20 protein-coding genes and 1 tRNA gene are annotated in these 17656 nt (G+C 66.8%); 17 read left to right on the top strand and 4 right to left on the bottom strand.

What is annotated here, in order from left to right:
- Positions 1 to 93: 93 nt before the first annotated feature.
- From EO141_RS11295 to queE, 15 genes are all read left to right on the top strand, one after another.
- A complete protein-coding gene (locus EO141_RS11295) occupies positions 94 to 621 on the top strand; it encodes an N-acetyltransferase (RefSeq protein ID WP_104584710.1) in 528 nt (175 codons plus the stop codon).
- A gap of 11 nt (positions 622 to 632) precedes the next feature.
- Entirely contained in the window at positions 633 to 1271 is a 639-nt protein-coding gene (locus tag EO141_RS11290) for an alpha/beta hydrolase (RefSeq protein ID WP_180496727.1), read from the top strand.
- Positions 1272 to 1346: 75 nt separating this feature from the next.
- The gene (locus tag EO141_RS11285; protein ID WP_104584708.1) at positions 1347 to 2075 is read left to right on the top strand and encodes a YebC/PmpR family DNA-binding transcriptional regulator; all 729 of its coding nucleotides are present in this window, start codon (positions 1347 to 1349) and stop codon (positions 2073 to 2075) included.
- Positions 2076 to 2205: 130 nt separating this feature from the next.
- Entirely contained in the window at positions 2206 to 2730 is a 525-nt protein-coding gene (ruvC, locus tag EO141_RS11280; protein ID WP_127169200.1) for a crossover junction endodeoxyribonuclease RuvC, read from the top strand.
- 118 nt (positions 2731 to 2848) lie between these two features.
- Positions 2849 to 3433 carry a Holliday junction branch migration protein RuvA gene (gene ruvA / locus EO141_RS11275; RefSeq protein ID WP_023904818.1) on the top strand — a complete coding sequence of 195 codons (585 nt, stop codon included), beginning with the start codon at positions 2849 to 2851 and terminating at the stop codon, positions 3431 to 3433.
- Between the two features lie 52 nt (positions 3434 to 3485).
- Positions 3486 to 5393 (top strand): potassium transporter Kup, encoded by a 1908-nt coding sequence (locus EO141_RS11270; RefSeq protein WP_115677218.1) that lies wholly within the window; start codon positions 3486 to 3488, stop codon positions 5391 to 5393.
- 130 nt (positions 5394 to 5523) lie between these two features.
- Positions 5524 to 6558, top strand: coding sequence for a Holliday junction branch migration DNA helicase RuvB (gene ruvB, locus EO141_RS11265; protein ID WP_104584704.1), 1035 nt, complete (start codon positions 5524 to 5526; stop codon positions 6556 to 6558).
- 52 nt (positions 6559 to 6610) lie between these two features.
- On the top strand, positions 6611 to 7069 hold the full coding sequence (gene ybgC, locus EO141_RS11260) for a tol-pal system-associated acyl-CoA thioesterase (protein WP_104584702.1): 459 nt from the start codon (positions 6611 to 6613) through the stop codon (positions 7067 to 7069).
- A gap of 11 nt (positions 7070 to 7080) precedes the next feature.
- Positions 7081 to 7860, top strand: a complete 780-nt coding sequence (gene tolQ, locus EO141_RS11255) for a protein TolQ (protein ID WP_016904125.1) — start codon at positions 7081 to 7083, stop codon at positions 7858 to 7860.
- 235 nt (positions 7861 to 8095) lie between these two features.
- Positions 8096 to 8545 (top strand): protein TolR, encoded by a 450-nt coding sequence (gene tolR, locus EO141_RS11250; RefSeq protein WP_016904126.1) that lies wholly within the window; start codon positions 8096 to 8098, stop codon positions 8543 to 8545.
- The gene (tolA, locus tag EO141_RS11245) at positions 8535 to 9575 is read left to right on the top strand and encodes a cell envelope integrity protein TolA (protein ID WP_104584700.1); all 1041 of its coding nucleotides are present in this window, start codon (positions 8535 to 8537) and stop codon (positions 9573 to 9575) included. The genes tolR and tolA overlap by 11 nt, the downstream gene beginning before the upstream one ends.
- Before the next feature lie 263 nt (positions 9576 to 9838).
- Entirely contained in the window at positions 9839 to 11158 is a 1320-nt protein-coding gene (gene tolB, locus EO141_RS11240; protein ID WP_104584698.1) for a Tol-Pal system beta propeller repeat protein TolB, read from the top strand.
- A 57-nt stretch (positions 11159 to 11215) separates the two neighbouring features.
- The gene (pal, locus tag EO141_RS11235; protein WP_016904129.1) at positions 11216 to 11734 is read left to right on the top strand and encodes a peptidoglycan-associated lipoprotein Pal; all 519 of its coding nucleotides are present in this window, start codon (positions 11216 to 11218) and stop codon (positions 11732 to 11734) included.
- A 6-nt stretch (positions 11735 to 11740) separates the two neighbouring features.
- Entirely contained in the window at positions 11741 to 12559 is an 819-nt protein-coding gene (gene ybgF / locus EO141_RS11230; protein WP_104584696.1) for a tol-pal system protein YbgF, read from the top strand.
- A 44-nt stretch (positions 12560 to 12603) separates the two neighbouring features.
- A complete protein-coding gene (gene queE / locus EO141_RS11225) occupies positions 12604 to 13287 on the top strand; it encodes a 7-carboxy-7-deazaguanine synthase QueE (RefSeq protein WP_127169199.1) in 684 nt (227 codons plus the stop codon).
- A 190-nt stretch (positions 13288 to 13477) separates the two neighbouring features.
- Here the strand turns inward: queE and EO141_RS11220 are convergent, their stop codons facing one another.
- On the bottom strand, positions 13478 to 14344 hold the full coding sequence (locus EO141_RS11220; protein WP_127169236.1) for an aldo/keto reductase family oxidoreductase: 867 nt from the start codon (positions 14342 to 14344) through the stop codon (positions 13478 to 13480).
- Positions 14345 to 14871: 527 nt separating this feature from the next.
- Here EO141_RS11220 and EO141_RS11215 point away from each other — a divergent pair.
- Entirely contained in the window at positions 14872 to 15093 is a 222-nt protein-coding gene (locus EO141_RS11215; protein WP_127169198.1) for a hypothetical protein, read from the top strand.
- A complete protein-coding gene (locus EO141_RS11210) occupies positions 15090 to 15413 on the top strand; it encodes a hypothetical protein (RefSeq protein ID WP_164739163.1) in 324 nt (107 codons plus the stop codon). Before EO141_RS11215 ends, EO141_RS11210 begins: the two co-directional genes overlap by 4 nt.
- Before the next feature lie 228 nt (positions 15414 to 15641).
- On the opposite strand, the gene EO141_RS11205 is transcribed toward EO141_RS11210, so the two are convergent.
- The 3 genes from EO141_RS11205 to EO141_RS11195 all read right to left on the bottom strand — a co-directional run bounded on the left by EO141_RS11205 (position 15642) and on the right by EO141_RS11195 (position 17566).
- Positions 15642 to 15717, bottom strand: a tRNA-Lys gene (locus EO141_RS11205).
- A gap of 47 nt (positions 15718 to 15764) precedes the next feature.
- Complete coding sequence (gene queC / locus EO141_RS11200; RefSeq protein ID WP_016904340.1) at positions 15765 to 16439, bottom strand: 7-cyano-7-deazaguanine synthase QueC; 675 nt, start codon at positions 16437 to 16439, stop codon at positions 15765 to 15767.
- Positions 16440 to 16672: 233 nt separating this feature from the next.
- Positions 16673 to 17566 carry a LysR family transcriptional regulator ArgP gene (locus EO141_RS11195; protein WP_126944876.1) on the bottom strand — a complete coding sequence of 298 codons (894 nt, stop codon included), beginning with the start codon at positions 17564 to 17566 and terminating at the stop codon, positions 16673 to 16675.
- Positions 17567 to 17656: the final 90 nt, after the last annotated feature.

Genomic DNA, 17656 nt, shown 5'->3' with positions numbered 1-17656 from the left:
CACCATTCCCCATTCCCCATTCCCCATTCCCCGCTTGCGGCAACGAAGCCGCATGCGCGAAGCTGCCACGTCCCCCCGGCATGAGACGCCCGCATGACCCGCATCCGCCGCGCCACACCGGACGATGCCGAAGCCTTGTCGCTGCTGGCTGCGCAGACGTTCACCGAAACCTTCGGGCATCTGTACCCGCCAGAGGATCTGCACGGCTTCCTGCAGGAGACCTACGCGGTCGAGCGCGCACGCATCGTGCTGGCGCATCCGGACTATGCGATCTGGCTGCTGGAGATGGACAACCTGCTGGTCGGCCACGCCGCCGCCGGGCCCTGCGGGCTGCCGCACCAGGACGTGCGTCCCGGCGACGGTGAGCTCAAACGGCTGTATCTGTTGAAGGACTACCAGAACAGTGGCTGGGGCAGCCGCCTGTTCGAGACCACGCTGGAATGGCTGGAGCGCGACGGCCCGCGCACGCTGTGGATCGGCGTGTGGTCGGAGAATTTCGGCGCACAACGCTTCTACGCCCGCTACGGTTTCGAAAAGGTGGGCGAGTACGATTTCCCGGTCGGCAAGATCCTCGACCGCGAATTCATCCTGCGCCGCAATCCGCGCATTGCGGCCGACTGAGCGGCACGCCGATGCCAGCGGGTGCGCGACGTGCGACCGCAACCGCCGACGTGCTGCTGGTGCACGGCGTCTGGAATACCGCGCATTGGCTGTTGCCGCTCGCGCGTCGGCTGCGTGCCGAGGGCCTGGCGCCGGCGCTGTTCGGCTACGCCAGCGTGCTCGGCGGTCCGGCGCAGGCGGTGCCGCGGCTGATCGAACGCCTGCAGGCGACCGGCGCGCAGTGGCTGGTCTGTCACAGCCTGGGCGGGCTGGTCGCGCTGCAGGCGCTGCGCGCGGCGCCCGCCTTGCCGGTGCGCCGGGTGGTCTGCCTGGGCTCGCCGTTGTGCGGCAGCGCCGCCGCGCGCGGCCTGGCCCGGCGCGGCGGGCGCTGGGCGCTGGGGCGCAGCGCGGCCTTGCTGCAGCACGGTGTCGCGCACTGGGAGGGCGAGGCGGAGATCGGCCAGGTCGCCGGCACCGTCGCGCGCGGGGTGGGGCGCTGGCTGGCGCCGCTGGACGGCGGCTCGGACGGCACCGTGGCGCTGGCTGAAACCCGCCTGCCGGGGCTGCGCGACCATTGCGTGGTGCAGGCCAGCCACAGCGGTCTGTTGCGCTCGCCCGAGGCCGCGCAGCAGGTGCTGCGCTTCCTGCGCCACGGCCGGTTCGGCCACTGAACGCCGCCGCCCCGGTGCGGGCGAGCAATCAGGTAAAATTCGCGCCCTGTCATTCAAGCCAGTCTGGAACCACCCATGGGTAGAGGCCCCTCCATCGAAGGCCGCAAGAACGCCTCCGACGCCAAACGCGGCAAGATGTTCACCAAGATCATTCGCGAGATCAGCGTCGCCGCGCGCGGCGGCGGTGGCGACCCGTCCAACAATCCGCGCCTGCGCGTGGCGGTGGACAAGGGTCTGTCGGCGAACATGTCCAAGGACGTGATCGAGCGCGCCATCAAGAAAGCCACCGGCGAGCTGGAAGGCGTGGAATACGAGGAAGTGCGCTACGAGGGCTACGCCCCCGGCGGCGTGGCGGTGATCGTGGACTGCCTGACCGACAACCGCGTGCGCGCGGTGGCCGACGTGCGCCATGCCTTCAGCAAGTGCGGCGGCAACATGGGCACCGACGGCTCGGTGGCCTTCATGTTCAAGCGCCTGGGCGTGCTGAGCTTTGCCGCCGGCACCGACGAAGACACCCTCACCGACGCGGCCATCGAAGCCGGCGCCGACGACGTGGTGGTCTATCCGGAAGACGGCGCCATCGACGTACTGACCGCCCCGGAGGCCTTCGCCCAGGTCAAGCAGGCGCTGACCGCCGCCGGCCTGGAGCCGGCCCACGCCGAAATCACCTTCCGCGCCGAAAACGACATCGCCGTCGACGGCGACACCGCAGTGCAGGTCCGCAAGCTGCTCGACATGCTCGAAGACCTGGACGACGTCCAGGACGTGTATTCGAACGTCGACCAGTCGAGTCTCGGCGCTTGAAGCGCCGGGAATCGGGAATGGAGAATCGGGAATTGAAACAGCTGCACCCTGTATTGCCCGGCAGCGTCGGGCACGCCAGGAGGCTGCTTTACCCATTCCCGATTCCCGACTCCCCATTCCCGGCCGCGCGATGACCCGCATCCTGGGCATCGATCCCGGCTCGCAGCGGACCGGGATCGGCATCATCGACGTCGATGAGAGCGGTCGCAGCCGGCATGTCTATCATGCGCCGCTGGTGCTGCTGGGCGAGGGCGACTTCGCCCAGCGGCTCAAGCGCCTGCTGCACGGGCTGGGCGAGGTGATCGAGACCTACCGGCCGCAGGAAGTGGCGATCGAGAAGGTGTTTATGGGCAAAAGCGCCGATTCCGCGCTCAAGCTCGGCCACGCGCGCGGGGCGGCGATCTGCGCGGTGGTGCTGCGCGACCTGCCGGTGCACGAGTACGCTGCCACCGAGATCAAGCTGGCGCTGGTCGGCAAGGGCGGGGCGGACAAGGTGCAGGTCCAGCACATGGTCGGCATCATGCTCAACCTGAAAGGCAAGCTGCAGGCCGACGCCGCCGACGCGCTGGCGGTCGCCATCACCCACGCCCACGTGCGCGCCACTGCGCAGCGCCTGGGCGTCAATACCCAACAGGCCTGGAGCCGCAAGAAATGAGAATCGGGATTCGGGAATCGGGAATCGGGAATTGCAACAGCAGAGTCCAGAGCAGCGCGCGCTCTTACGATTCTCCATTCCCGATTCCCCAATCCCGGTACCGCCCCGGCGGTGCCCAATGATCGGCCGCCTGCGCGGGATCCTGGCCTACAAGCAGCCGCCGTGGCTGGTGATCGACGTGGGCGGGGTGGGCTACGAGCTGGAGGCGCCGATGAGCACCTTCTACGACCTGCCCGATGTTGGCCGCGACGTGATCCTGTTCACCCACTACGCGCAGAAGGAAGACAGCGTGTCGCTGTACGGATTCCTGCGCGAAGGCGAGCGCAGGCTGTTCCGCGATGTGCAGAAGGTCACCGGCATCGGCGCCAAGATCGCGCTGGCGGTGCTGTCCGGGGTCAGCGTGGACGAGTTCGCCCGCCTGATCACCAGCGGCGACATCACCGCGCTGACGCGCATCCCCGGCATCGGCAAGAAGACCGCCGAGCGTATGGTGGTGGAGCTGCGCGACCGCGCCGCCGACTTCAGCAGCGGTGCGCCGATCACCGGCCAGCTCGGCCCGGATGCGGTGTCCGAAGCCACGGTGGCGTTGCAGCAACTGGGTTACAAGCCGGCCGAGGCCGCACGCATGGCACGCGAGGCCGGGGCAGAAGGCGACGAAGTCGCCACGGTCATTCGCAAGGCCCTCCAGGCCGCGCTCCGCTAGGCTGCGCTGTCTTCCTCTCCTTCACGCCACTTGGCGATACCCTGCCCACTTCATGTCCCAGACCCCCACTTCCGCAGCTGGCCACGGCCATGCGCCTGCCAATAGCCATATGGCCTTGGTCATCGGCGCCATCGGCGTCGTCTTCGGCGATATCGGCACCAGTCCGCTGTACACCCTCAAGGAGGCGTTCTCGCCGCACTACGGGCTGACCAGCGATCACGACACCGTGCTGGGCGTGCTGTCACTGGCGTTCTGGGCGCTGATGGTCACGGTGACGCTCAAGTACGTGACCATCATCATGCGCGCCGACAACGAGGGCGAGGGCGGCATCATGGCCTTGATGGCGCTGACCCAGCGCACCATGCGCAACGGCTCGCGCTCGGCGTACGTGGTCGGCATCCTCGGCATCTTCGGCGCCTCGCTGTTCTTCGGCGATGGCGTGATCACCCCGGCCATCTCGGTGATGGGCGCGGTGGAAGGCCTGGAAATCGCCGCGCCCAGCCTGCATCCCTTCATCGTGCCGATCACCGTGATCGTGCTGCTGGTGGTGTTCATGGTGCAGCGCTTCGGCACCGAAAAGGTCGGCAAGGTGTTCGGGCCGATCACCTGCCTGTGGTTCCTGTCGCTGGGGGCGATCGGCGCCTGGAACATCATCGATGCGCCGGAAGTGCTGAAGGCCTTCAATCCGTGGTGGGCGATCCGCTTCTTCATGGAGCATGGCTGGCACGGGGTGTTCATCCTCGGCGCGGTGGTGCTGGCGGTGACCGGCGGCGAGGCGCTGTATGCGGACATGGGCCACTTCGGCGCCAGGCCGATCCGCCACGGCTGGTATTTCTTCGTGCTGCCGATGCTGCTGCTCAATTACCTGGGGCAGGGCGCGCTGGTGCTCAATCACCCCTCCGCGCTGAAGAACCCGTTCTTTGAAGCGGTGCCGGGCTGGGCGCTGTATCCGATGATCATCCTGGCCACGCTGGCGGCCGTGATCGCGTCGCAGGCGGTCATCACCGGCGCCTATTCGGTGGCCCGCCAGGCGATGCAGCTGGGCTACATCCCGCGCATGCTGATCAAGCACACCTCGCGCACCACCATCGGCCAGATCTACGTGCCCGGCATCAACTGGCTGTTGATGGTGATGGTGATCGCGCTGGTGCTGATCTTCCGCAGTTCCACCAATCTGGCGGTGGCCTACGGCATCTCGGTGTCGATGACCATGCTGATCGACACCCTGCTGCTGGCGCTGGTGGCGCGCTCGTTGTGGCCGCGCTGGCGCAACTGGGTGCTGCCGCTGTGCGTGGTGTTCTTCTTCATCGAGCTGGCGTTCGTCATCGCCAATGGTGCCAAGCTGCTGCAGGGCGCCTGGTTCCCGCTGGCGCTGGGGATTGTGGTGTTCACCCTGATGCGTACCTGGCGCCGCGGCCGTGCGCTGCTGCGCGAGGAAATCCGCAAGGACGGCATCCGCATCGACAGCTTCCTGCCGGGCCTGATGCTGGCCCCGCCGGCGCGCGTGCCGGGCATGGCGGTGTTCCTCACCGCCGACCCGATGGTGGTGCCGCATGCGCTGATGCACAACCTCAAGCACAACAAGGTGCTGCACGAGCGCAACATCTTCCTCAACGTCGATACCTTGCCGATCCCGTATGCGCCGGCGGACAAGCGCCTGCAGATCGAATCGATCGGCGACGAGTTCTACCGCGTCTATGTGCGCTTCGGCTTCATGGAGACGCCGGACGTGCCGCTGGCACTGATGCGCTCCTGCGACCAGGGCGGCATCCATTTCGACCCGATGGACACCACCTTCTTCGCCAGCCGCGAGACCATCGTGGCCAGCGCCAACCGCGGCATGCCGATCTGGCGCGACAAGCTGTTCGCGCTGATGCATCGCAATGCCGCCCCGGCCACCGGCTTCTTCCGCATCCCCGGCAACCGCCTGGTCGAGCTGGGCGCCCAGGTCGAGATCTGAGGCCGCCTGCGGCGGCCCGGGATTGGGGATTGGGGAATCGGGATTGGCAAGAGCGTAGCGCCGGAGGCGCCTCGCAGCCCATACTAGCTAGCTGCCAATCCCGCATGACCAATCCCCAATCCCCGCCTTAATGGACCGCATCATCGCCAGCAATGCCACCCGCGAAGACGATGCCGCCGATGCGAGCATCCGGCCCAAGCGCCTGGCCGACTATCTCGGCCAGCAGCCGGTGCGCGAGCAGATGGAGATCTACATCGAAGCGGCCAGGGCGCGCGGCGAGGCGATGGACCATGTGCTGATCTTCGGCCCGCCCGGCCTGGGCAAGACCACGCTCAGCCATGTCATCGCCAACGAGCTGGGCGTGAACCTGCGCTCGACCTCCGGCCCGGTGATCGAAAAGGCCGGCGACCTGGCCGCGCTGCTGACCAATCTGCAGCCGCACGACGTGCTGTTCATCGACGAGATCCATCGCCTCTCGCCGGTGGTGGAAGAAGTGCTTTATCCGGCGATGGAAGATTTCCAGATTGACATCATGATCGGCGACGGCCCGGCCGCGCGCTCGATCAAGATCGACCTGCCGCCATTCACCCTGATCGGCGCCACCACCCGTGCCGGCCTGCTGACCGCACCGCTGCGCGACCGCTTCGGCATCGTGCAGCGGCTGGAGTTCTATTCGCCGCAGGAACTGACCCGCATCGTGATTCGCTCGGCGGCCATCCTGGGCATCGACTGCACGCCCGAAGGCGCGGCCGAGATCGCCCGCCGCGCGCGCGGCACCCCGCGTATCGCCAACCGGCTGCTGCGGCGGGTGCGCGACTTTGCCCAGGTCAAGGCCGCCGGGCATATCGATCTGCCGGTGGCGCAGGCCGCGATGCAGATGCTCAAGGTCGACCCGGAAGGCTTCGACGAGCTCGACCGGCGCATGCTGCGGGTGATCGTCGAACACTTCGACGGCGGTCCGGTCGGCGTGGAATCGCTGGCCGCCTCGCTGTCGGAGGAGCGCGGCACGCTGGAAGACGTGATCGAGCCCTATCTGATCCAGCAGGGCTTTCTGATCCGCACCGCGCGCGGCCGCATGGTCACCACCAAGGCTTATCTGCACCTGGGCCTGAAGCCGCCGCGCGATCGCGCCCCGGGCATCGGCGAGCCGGGAGAGCTGTTCTGATGGTGCTCCGTTTGTCGCTCGCCCGGCCCGTCTCGACCAACCCTCCGTGCCCATGACCGCCGACGCCCGATTCCCGTCTCCCGATTTTCCGCCAGTATTCAGTTGGCCGACACGCGTGTACTGGGAAGATACCGACGCCGGCGGGGTGGTCTACCATGCGCGCTACGTCGCCTTCATGGAGCGTGCGCGCACCGAATGGATGCGCGCGGCCGGTTACGGGCAGGAACGCCTGCGCCAGCAGCACGAGCTGGTGTTTGCGGTTCGCTCGATGCAACTGGATTTCCTCAAGCCGGCCCGGCTCGACGATGCGCTGTCAGTGTCGGCAGTGTTGCTGCGATGCAGACGGGCCAGCCTGCTGTTTGCGCAGTCGGTACGTCGCGAGGGCGAAGTGCTGCTGACCGCCGAGGTGCGCATTGCCGCACTCGGCACCAGCGACTTTCGCCCGCGCGGGATGGACGATGCGCTGTATGACGTGTTGAAAGCTCTAGAAACCCCAGAATCCGATTACTGAGGAACAAACGGATGTCGATTGCATTGCTCCTGGCCCTGCAGGACACGGTAGTGGAAGCACTACCGCAGGACGTTGCCGCCGCTGCGGCACAGACCGCCAGCGTGGCGCACAACAGCAGCATCAACTATGTCGATCTGATCCTGCGGGCGAGTATCCCGGTCAAGATCATCGTGTTGCTGCTGTTGATCGGCTCGTTCATCAGCTGGGTGATCATCTTCCGCAAGGCGCGCGCCTTCAAGCAGGCCAACCGCGAGGCGGACGAGTTCGAAAACCGCTTCTGGTCCGGCGCCGATCTGGCCAAGCTCTACGCATCGGCCACCGACCGCAACCGCACCGTCGGCGGCCTGGAGTCGATGTTCGAGAGCGGCTTCCGCGAGTTCTCGCGGCTGCGTGACCGCCGCCGGCTGGACGGGCGGGTGCAGCTGGAAGGCGCGCAGCGTGCCATGCGCACCGCCTTCACCCGCGAAGTCGACCAGCTCGAGCGCAATCTCGAATTGCTGGCCAACATCGGCTCCACCGCGCCGTACGTCGGCCTGGTCGGCACCGTGTTCGGCATCATGGTGACCATGCACGACATGGTCAGCAGCGGCGAGCAGGCCGGTATCGCGGCCGTGGCGCCGGGTATTTCCGAAGCCCTGTTCGCCACCGCCATCGGCCTGTTCGTGGCAATTCCCGCGGTGTGGGCCTACAACCGCTTCACCACACGCGTGGAACGGCTGTCGGTGCGCTACGAGACCTTCGCCGACGAGTTCAGCTCGATCCTGCAGCGCCAGGCCGGCGCGGACGAGTGATGCGCGCGCCCTGCGACAGCCGGCAGGTAGGCCAATCCCCTGCCATGGCCCGCACACCCCGGTGCGCGGACGTGGCCGGTGTGGCAGCCGCTCATGCCCGATTCCCGCTGCGCAGGGACTGGGCAGGCCAGCCACGCGCGACAGCTCGCACCCGCGTGTGCGAGGGATTGGATGGGCGAGTCCGCCGCAAGAGCCCGCACATCCATGTGCGGGGGATCAATAGGAACGTTCCGCGATGATTTCCGGTATTTCCCGCCGTAAGAAGCGCAAGCTCAAATCCGACATCAATGTCGTGCCGTACATCGACGTGATGCTGGTGCTGCTGATCATCTTCATGGTGACCGCACCGCTGCTGACCCTGAGTACCGACGTGAACCTGCCGAGCTCGCGCGCCAAGGCGCTGGAGAGCAAGCAGGATCCGGTCGTGGTGGTGGTCGCTGCCGACGGCCAGCTTGCCCTGCAGCTGCCCAAGGGCAAGCCGCAGGCCATGGACGTGGCCGCGCTGCAGGCGCAGCTGGCCGCGATCGTGGCGCAGGACAAGGACGCGCGCGTCGTGGTGGCCGGCGATCGCGCCGCGCCGTATCAAAAGATCATGGACGCCATCGACGTGCTCAAGCAGGCCAAGGTCGAGAAGGTCGGCCTGATCTCCGACTCCGGCGGCACTGCAGGCAGCGATGCACGCTGACGCACTCCCCACCCAGACCGCACGCGAGGATGGCTGGCTGCGACCGGTCATGCTTGCCCTGGTCGTGCACGTGCTGGTCGCGCTGGTGTTCATTGCCGGCTGGCTGTGGTCGCCCGAACGCTCGGTCGAGCCGGCGGCGGGCGATCCCAGCATGGAAGCCTCGCTGGACGTGTCCGCGGCCGAAGCACGCGTCGCGCGCCAGGCGCTGAAGGCCACGCCGGTGGAGGCACCGCCACCGCCCGCGCCGCTGCCCGAGCCCGCGCCGGAAGATACCGTGCCGCCGCCGCAGCCGATTCCCGAGCCGCGTCCGCAGGATGCGCCCACGCCGCAACAGGCGCAGGCACAGGAGCGCGTGGCGCAACCCGACAAGGTCGACCAGGACCGTGTCGATGCGCTGGCACTGTCGGCGGAAAAGGCCAAGCAGGAGCAGGAAGCCAAGCGCCGCCAGGAGCAGATCGACCTGACCGAGCGCAAGCGCCAGGAAGAGGCCGAGCAGAAACTGCGCCTGGCCAAGCAGCAGGAAGAAGCCGACGCCAAGAAGAAGCAGGCCGCCGCGCAACAGGCTGCCGCCGATGCCGAGCGCGAGAAGAAGATCGCCGAGATCCGCCGCCAGCGCGAGCAGGCCACCAAGGAGGCCGCGCTGGCCGAGCAGAAGCTGCGCCAGGTCGCCGCCGCGCGCGCGCAGCAGGCTTCGTCGGCTGCCGCCGCCAGCGCGCAACCGACCGCAGGGCAGGGCGGCACCAGCACCGATCTGTCGGCCAAGTACGCCGCGGCGATCCAGCAGAAGGTGCTGGCGCAGTGGGTGCGCCCGCCGTCGGTGCCGCCGGGCCAGAAGTGCACCATCAACATCCGCCAGTTGCCCGGCGGCAGCGTGATGGAAGCCAAGGTCGCGCCGGGCTGCCCGTACGACGAGGCAGGCCAGCGCTCGATCGAGGCCGCGGTGCTGAGCGCCCAGCCATTGCCGTATCGCGGATTCGAGTCGGTCTTCCAGCGCAACCTGACGTTTGTGTTCACCGCCCAGGACCAGTAAGCACAGGTCACGGGTGGCCGGGGCGCGGCAGCACAGCCTGCGCTGTGCCTCGGCGGGGAAGCGGTAGCGATCCACTGCCTGGTGCAGGTCTGCCGGGCAACCGAGCGGGCGCGCCGCCGCAAGCCCGCTCGCTCTAGACTCACGCAAGCGCCTGCTGGTGGACCACTCGCTCCGTTTTCACGCTGTCTCGTTCACGATTGCGAGTATGTTCACTCGCTGATTGGTATCCCTTGCACACTTTTCCTGCCCGATCCGAGCCGTCCATGAAAAAACCGCTGCGTTGGCTAGCTGCCTTGACCGCCCTGTTGTTGCCGCTGAGCGCACTTGCGCAACAGCAAGGGCTCACCATCGATATCGTGGGCGGTAGCGCCTCGGCGACACCGATCACCGTCGTGCCCATGCCGTACCAAGGTTCCGGTACTGCGCCACAGACCGATGTGTCTGCCGTCGTCGGCGCCGATCTGGACCGCTCCGGCCAGTTCCGCACGCTGCCGGTTGCGCAGATCGTCGAAAAGCCGACCCGTGGCACCGAGGTGCAGTTCCAGACCTGGCGCACGCTCAAGCAGAACTACATCGTGGTCGGCCGCGTCATGGATGCCGGCGAAGGCGCCTACCGCGTGGAGTACGAACTGTTCGACGTGGCCAAGGGCGAGCGCCTGCTCGGCCTGGCGATGACTGCGCGCGCCAACGCGATGCGCGATGTCTCGCACCAGATGGCCGATGCGATCTACGAGAAGATCACCGGCGTGCGCGGCGCGTTCTGGACCCGGATTGCCTACGTGACCGCCAGCGGCAAGGGTGGCGCGATGCGCTATGCATTGATGGTGGCCGATTCGGATGGCTACAACCCGCAGACCATCGTGCGTTCGGCCGAGCCGCTGCTGTCGCCGAACTGGAGCCCGGACGGCAAGAAGCTGGCCTATGTGAGCTTCGAGCGCGGCAATTCCTCGATCTACCTGCAGGACATCGCCACCGGCGCGCGTGAACTGGTGTCCAGCTTCCGCGGCATCAACGGTGCGCCGTCGTTCTCGCCGGACGGGCGTCGCCTGGCGCTGGCACTGTCGCGCAGCGGCAACCCGGAAATCTACGTGATGGACCTGGGCAGCAAGCAGCTGACCCAGCTGACCAACCATTTCGGCATCGATACCGAGCCGACCTGGGCGCCGGATGGTGGCAGCATCTACTTCACCTCCGATCGCGGCGGTCGTCCGCAGATCTATCAGGTCTCTGCCAGCGGCGGCAGCGCCAACCGCGTGACCTTCCAGGGCAACTACAACGCCACCGCCAGCGTGTCCTTTGACGGCAAGAAGATCGCCGTGGCGCAGGGCAGCGGCAATAGCTACCGCATCGCCATGATGGATCGCAGCCTGGGTTCGCCGAGCTGGAGCACGCTCTCGCCGGGGTCGCTGGACGAGTCGCCGAGCTTCGCGCCGAACGCCAGCATGGTGCTGTACGCCGCACGTGAGGGTGGCCGTGGCGTGCTCTACGCCGTCTCCGCCGACGCTCGCGTCCGCCAGCGTCTGGTCCTGGCCGATGGCGATGTGAGAGAACCCGCATGGGGGCCTTACCGAACCGCGCATTAATGTTAATATTTCGCTGCGTTAAACCACTCATTGGCCCAGAGCCTCCATAGGTATCCCATGAACAAGTCCACCCGCGTCTTGCTTGTCTCCCTGTTGTCCGTTGCCGTGCTGGCCGGTTGTTCGAAGAAGGTGAAGGAAACTCCGCCTCCTGCGACTGACACCACCGCTGGTTCCTCCGTTCCCACCGGCCCGTCCACCTCTGGCCTGTACGGCCCGGGCGACCTGGATACCGATGCCTGCCTGCGCCAGCGCGTTGTCTACTTCGATCTGGATCAGGACTCCCTGAAGCCGGAATTCCAGGCCATCATGGCGTGCCACGCCAAGTACCTGCGTGACCGTCCGTCCTCGCGCATCACCCTGCAGGGCAATGCCGACGAGCGCGGTTCGCGCGAGTACAACATGGGTCTGGGCGAGCGTCGCGGCAATGCCGTGTCGTCCTCGTTGCAGGCTGCCGGCGGTTCCGCCAGCCAGCTGACCGTGGTCAGCTACGGCGAAGAGCGTCCGGTCTGCACCGAAACCAGCGAAAGCTGCTGGTCGCAGAACCGTCGCGTTGAAATCGTGTACACGGCTCAGTAAGAAGCGATGCGCTTTCGAGTGACATCCCTGTTCGTCGCGGCGGCCCTTGTGGTCGCCGCGCCGGCGCACGCGCAGCGAGCCAGTCTCGCTGATCGTGTTGCCGTGCTTGAGCAGCAGCAGGCCAACAGCCAGGCCAACAACGATCTTCTCAATCAGCTGCAGCAGGCGCGTTCGGACCTGCAGGGCTTGCGAGCGACCGTGGAGCAGCTGCAGCACGACAACGAACAACTCAAGCAGCAGTCCAAGGACCAGTATCTGGATCTGGACGGACGCCTGAACCGGCTGGAAGGGGCAGGTGGCGCAACGCCGCCATTGCCATCGCCCACCGGCAGCGTCACACCGGCCCCGGCTCCTGCCGCGCGGCCTGCAGCGGCGGCAACTTCCGAGAAGCCGCCCAGCGTGCATGGCGATCCAGGCACGATGGCCGTCAGTAATGACGAACGCACTGCCTACAACGTCGCCTTCGATGCATTGAAGAACGGCAAGTACGACGATGCCTCGCAGTTGTTTTTGAGCTTTCTCGAGCTCTATCCCAATGGCGTCTACACCCCAAATGCCTTGTATTGGTTGGGCGAAAGCTATTACGCCACCCGAAATTTCCAGCTGGCCGAGGCGCAGTTCCGCGATCTGGTCAGCCGCTATCCCACGCATGACAAGGCCTCTGGCGGCCTGTTGAAGCTTGGCCTGTCGCAGTATGGCGAAGGCAAGAACGACGAAGCCCAGCAGACCTTGCAGCAGGTCGCAACGCAGTATCCCGGCTCCGACGCAGCGCGCGTGGCCCAGGAGCGTCTGCAGTCCATCCGTCTCGGCCAGCAACTGCGCTGAGCCGTGTTGCGTTCGCGCCTTCGGGCGTGGCGCATACTTTGCCCATGAACGCCGCCGCCGTCCCCAGCGAGATCGTCCAGTCGCCGTTGCCGCGATTGAAGATCACCGAAATCTTCCTGTCCCTGCAAGGCGAAGCCGAGGCCGCCGGCTGGCCGACCGTGTTCGTGCGTCTGACCGGTTGCCCGCTGCGCTGCCACTACTGCGATACCGCCTACGCCTTCCACGGCGGTGAATGGCACGACATCGACGCGATCGTTGCCGAGGTCGCCGGCCACGGCGTGCGCCATGTCTGTGTGACCGGCGGCGAGCCGCTGGCGCAGAAGCGCTGCCTGGTGCTGCTGCAGACACTGTGCGATGCCGGCTTCGATGTCTCGCTGGAGACGTCCGGCGCGCTGGACGTGTCGGCGGTCGATCCGCGCGTCTCGCGCGTGGTCGACATCAAGACCCCTGCATCCGGCGAGCAAGCGCGCAATCGCTGGGAAAATCTGCCGCTGCTGACCGCACGCGACCAGATCAAGTTCGTGATCTGCAGCCGCGCCGATTACGAATGGGCGCGCGAGATCGTCGCGACCCATGCGCTGGACCGCCGCTGCACGGTGTGGTTTTCGCCCAGCAAGAGCGAAGTGACGCCGCGGCAGCTGGCCGACTGGATCGTGGCCGACCGCCTGCCGGTACGCTTCCAGATGCAGCTGCACAAGCTGCTGTGGAACGACGAACCGGGGCGCTAGGCGCGACCGACACGACGCTTGCGCGTACCGCCAGGCAGGCGTACCCGATACCCGGCATCGGCGTCTGCCAAGCGTCCACCGTGCGTGCTGACGCGCCGTCCGCATCCGCCTGGCGAGCACTGGCGATGTTGCGTTGGCCGCTCCGATCCGGCGCTCGGCGCGCTGCCCGGCGGGAGGCAGCGGTGCGCGTCTACGCAGCGATCCTGTTCAATTCTTCGACGGCATCGGCCGGCAGTTTCAGTTCCGCTGCGAACAGATTGGCGCGCAGGTGCGCCACCGACGAGGTTCCCGGAATCAGCAGGATGTTGGGCGAGCGCTGCAGCAACCAGGCCAGCGCCACCTGCATCGGGGTTGCGGCCAGGCGCCCGGCAACAGCGGCGAGCGTGGACGAGTGCAACGGCGAGAAACCGCCGAGCGGGAAGAACGGCACGTAGGCGATGCCATCGCGCGCGAGCGCGTCGATGAGGGCGTCGTCGTGCCGATGCGCGATGTTGTACATGTTCTGCACGCAGACGATGTCGGTCATGGCGCGTGCCTCGGCCACCTGCGTTGCGGTGACGTTGCTGATGCCGATGTGCCGCACCAGGCCATCGCGCTGCAGCGCGATCAGGGTCTCCAGCTGTTCGGCAATCGAGCCTTCCGCCGGTTCCTGCGTCTTGAACATCACGCGCAGGTTGACCACCTCCAGCGTTTCCAGCCCCAGATTACGCAGATTGTCGTGTACCGCCTCGACCAGTTGCTGTGGCGAGAAGGCCGGCAGCCAGGAACCATCCGCGCCGCGGGCGGCGCCGATCTTGGTGACGAGGGTCAGCGCCTGCGGGTAGGGATGCAGTGCCTCGCGGATCAGTTGATTGGTGGTGTGCGGCCCGTAGAAATCGCTGGTGTCGATATGGTTGACGCCGTGCGCCATCGCGTCGCGCAGCACCGCCAACGCGCCTTCGCGATCCTTGGGCGGGCCGAACACGCCGGGCCCCGCGAGCTGCATCGCGCCGTAGCCGATGCGGGCGACGCTGCGATCTCCAAGAAGAAACGTGCCGGCTTTTTCGATGTTGCTCATGGCGTTGCGCTCGCGTGTCGTTGAGCCAGCAACGATAGGAAACGTGGCGCGGCATGTGAATTCGCATTTGCTGCGGCGCCGGTTCGCTCCCGCCAGGGCGTGTGACATATGGGCGCAACCGCATCGGCCCAGCCGATCGTCCAGCGGGATGTGCCGGAGTTTCAGGTTTTGCTGGCTCGGCGGGCAGTGCTTTCGCCGCGTTGCGTCGCAACCGTCGCGTCGTCGCGGCGGTGTGTCTTTACGTTGACAGGCGCCAAGCGGCGGAGCGAGTATTCCAGCGTCGCCGCCCATTCGGCGACCGGGATTGGCGTCCCGAACCAAAAGGCGCACCAGCGCCCATCGATCGATGCACGGCGCTTTTTTACCGCCCGCATCACTGTGGGCGCATGCCGGCCAGCTCTACGGCGGGCGGTGCGCGGGGGCCGCAAGGCCCACCGGTTCCTTTTGGCCGGCACGCCAACCGCGTACCGTCCGCCACCCCGATTGGCGTCTGGGTGGCGGATTCCAAAACACAAAAGGAATCCAGCATGTCTTACGACACCCATGAAATGCCCGCATCTGCTGCGCGCCAGATCGTCCACCATTTCGATCCGGCCGCCAACGCATTCGAATGGAACCGTGCAGCCTCTTTCAACCTGACGCCGCGCGGCGAAGGCCCCAGCACACCCGTTCACCCGCTTACGTCTGCCTACCGTCGTCTGGTTGCGGTGATCGTTGGCGTCGATGGCCCCTCGGAGATGCAGCGATGAGCGCCAACAGGCAATTCCGCGTCTGTGAGGGTGTGGTTCTCAGCGTCGAGGCGATGCAGGGCTATGTGCTGGCGATGCTGCATTCCGACGCGCGGCCCGATGCGTCGCCTGTCCTGATCGCCTGCGAAGCCACTGGCTTTGATGAGGTCTTGCCGGGCAGCGATGCGCAGAGCGTCGTGCTGGGCCGCCTGCATGTCTGCATGCGTGTGGACGCGGCAGTGGACGTGCTCAGGTGGCTGCGCAAGCAGGCGCGCGCCGTCGGGGCCGCGCGACGAACGCGGCGCGTGCAATCGCGTGTCCAGAAGACGCGAGCCAGGTGATCAGCGGGAGTGACACGGCCGCCAGCACCGGGCCCGGGACCTGACGGCCGGCGCAGCGTGATCGGGCGGGAGGGGCCGGCTTGGGTGGCGCCGCGCGCGCTGCGATAGGCGCTGCACCCCATCCAACCGCGTGGCCGTGCAGCACGTTCCATGGCTGCGCAGTTGCCGGTGGATTGTCCGCAGGCACAAAAAAAGCGCCCTGGGCGCCCTTTACGTTGTTGATCTGATTGGTGGGCCGTGATGGATTCGAACCATCGACCAAAAGATTAAAAGTCTTCTGCTCTACCGACTGAGCTAACGGCCCACTGTCCCGGCAGCGCGCCGGGGTGCGCATTCTACCCTACACCGGCGTCAAGGCGAAATGGCGTAGTGGGTGGGGTCCGGGACGCCGGCGTCGGCAAAACCGGCCGCGCGCAGGCGGCAGGCGTCGCAGTGGCCGCAGGCGCGTCCGTCGGCGTCGGCGCGGTAGCAGGACACGGTCAGGCCGAAGTCCACGCCCAGGCGCACGCCTTCACGCACGATGTCGGCCTTGCTGAGGAACTGCAGCGGTGCATGCACGCGCAGGCCGGCGCCTTCCACGCCGGCCTTGGTGGCCAGGTTGGCCAGCACTTCGAAGGCGCGCACGAATTCGGGCCGGCAGTCCGGGTAACCGGAATAATCGACCGCGTTGACGCCGCAGAACAGGTCGTTGGCGCCGATTACCTCGGCCCAGCCCAGCGCCAGCGACAGCATGATGGTGTTGCGCGCCGGCACGTAGGTGACCGGAATGCCGTCGCCACCGGCGTCGGGCACGTCGATGTCGTCGGTGAGCGCCGAGCCGCCGATGCTGCGCAGGTCCACGTCCACCACCTTGTGCGCGATCACCCCCTGCGCCGCGGCCACGCGCGCGGCGGCGTCCAGCTCGGAGGTATGGCGCTGGCCGTAGCGCACGCTCAGGGCATGCACGGCAAACCCCTGCTCCTGCGCAAGCGCGATGACGGCAGCGGAATCCATGCCCCCGGACAACAGAACAACGGCTTTTTTCATGACGGATCGGCAATCACAACGGAATAGGCGGAAAGGCTAGCAGGCTCGGCGTGGCACGGCGAGCCGGTCGCTGCTGCGGCGGCAGCGCGATGCCGGGCAACGCGGCTGTGCCAAGCGCGCGCGGGCAGGGTAGCGACCGTATCTGCACGTCAATTCGGTGCGACATCCTGCCGGCAGTTGCGCGCCTCGGGCTTCGGAGGTGCCTGCCCGCTTCGCGTGCGGCACGGCCGGTCTCAGCGCAGGCTCGCGGCCGCCGCCTTGCGCAAGGCCTGGCCAAGTTGCTGCAGGGCGCGCGAGCGCACTGCTGCGCACTGCCAGTACAGCGGCACATCGAGCCAGCGGCCGGGATCGATGATGACCACCTGCCTGTCACGCACGGCGGGGGTGACCATCGATTCTGGCGCCAGACACCAGCCGAGTCCGCGTGCGGCAGCTTCGACAAAGCCGGTCGAGGTTGGCAGGTAGTGGATCGGCGGCGCCACCTGCACGCGGGTGATGCGGCGGACGAAGCGGGTTTGCAGCGTGTCCTTTCGGTTGAACACCAGCATCGGTGCGCGCGCGAGAGCCGCTGCACTCAAGCCCTGCGTGAAGTGCGTCGCAACGAATGCGGCCGATGCGATGGCGTGATAACGCATCACTCCCAGCGCTTGCACGTTGCAGCCCTGCAACGGCTTGCGCTCGGCAGTGACGGCGCCGAGCACCGCGCCCGATCGCAACAACTCCAGGGTGTGGTCCTGGTCGTCCATCTGCACATCGAACAGAAAACCATGTGCGCGATGCAGCGCCGACAAGGCCGCCAGGAACCAGGTCTGCAGCGAGTCGTCGTTGACGGCGATGGCCAGCGTGCGCGGATGCCCGGCGTTGCTGTCGCCGGGAAGGAAATCGGCAATCGCTTCGGACTCCAGTACCTGCATCGGCTTCACGCGGCGCAGCAGGCGCTCGCCGGCCGGAGTAGGGCGGCAGGGAGCCTTGCGGATCACCAGTACCTGGCCGAGCCGGTCTTCCAATGCCTTGACCCGCTGCGAAATTGCCGACGGCGTCACCGACAGCCGCCGCGCAGCGGCGTCGAAGCTGCCTTCCTCGAGAACGGCAGCGAATGCAGCCAGTTGCGGATGCAGCAGATCCATGGCGTCCGGCGGGATTAGAAATTCTAAGCAGGATACAGAAGATTTAGTTTTCCTAATTGCAGCGGAACGCCCAGCATTGGCGCCTGTGAT

The organism is Xanthomonas sp. BRIP62415 (assembly GCF_003993515.1).
Lineage (GTDB): Bacteria > Pseudomonadota > Gammaproteobacteria > Xanthomonadales > Xanthomonadaceae > Xanthomonas > Xanthomonas euroxanthea.
This window is presented reverse-complemented; position numbering and strand designations above follow the sequence as displayed.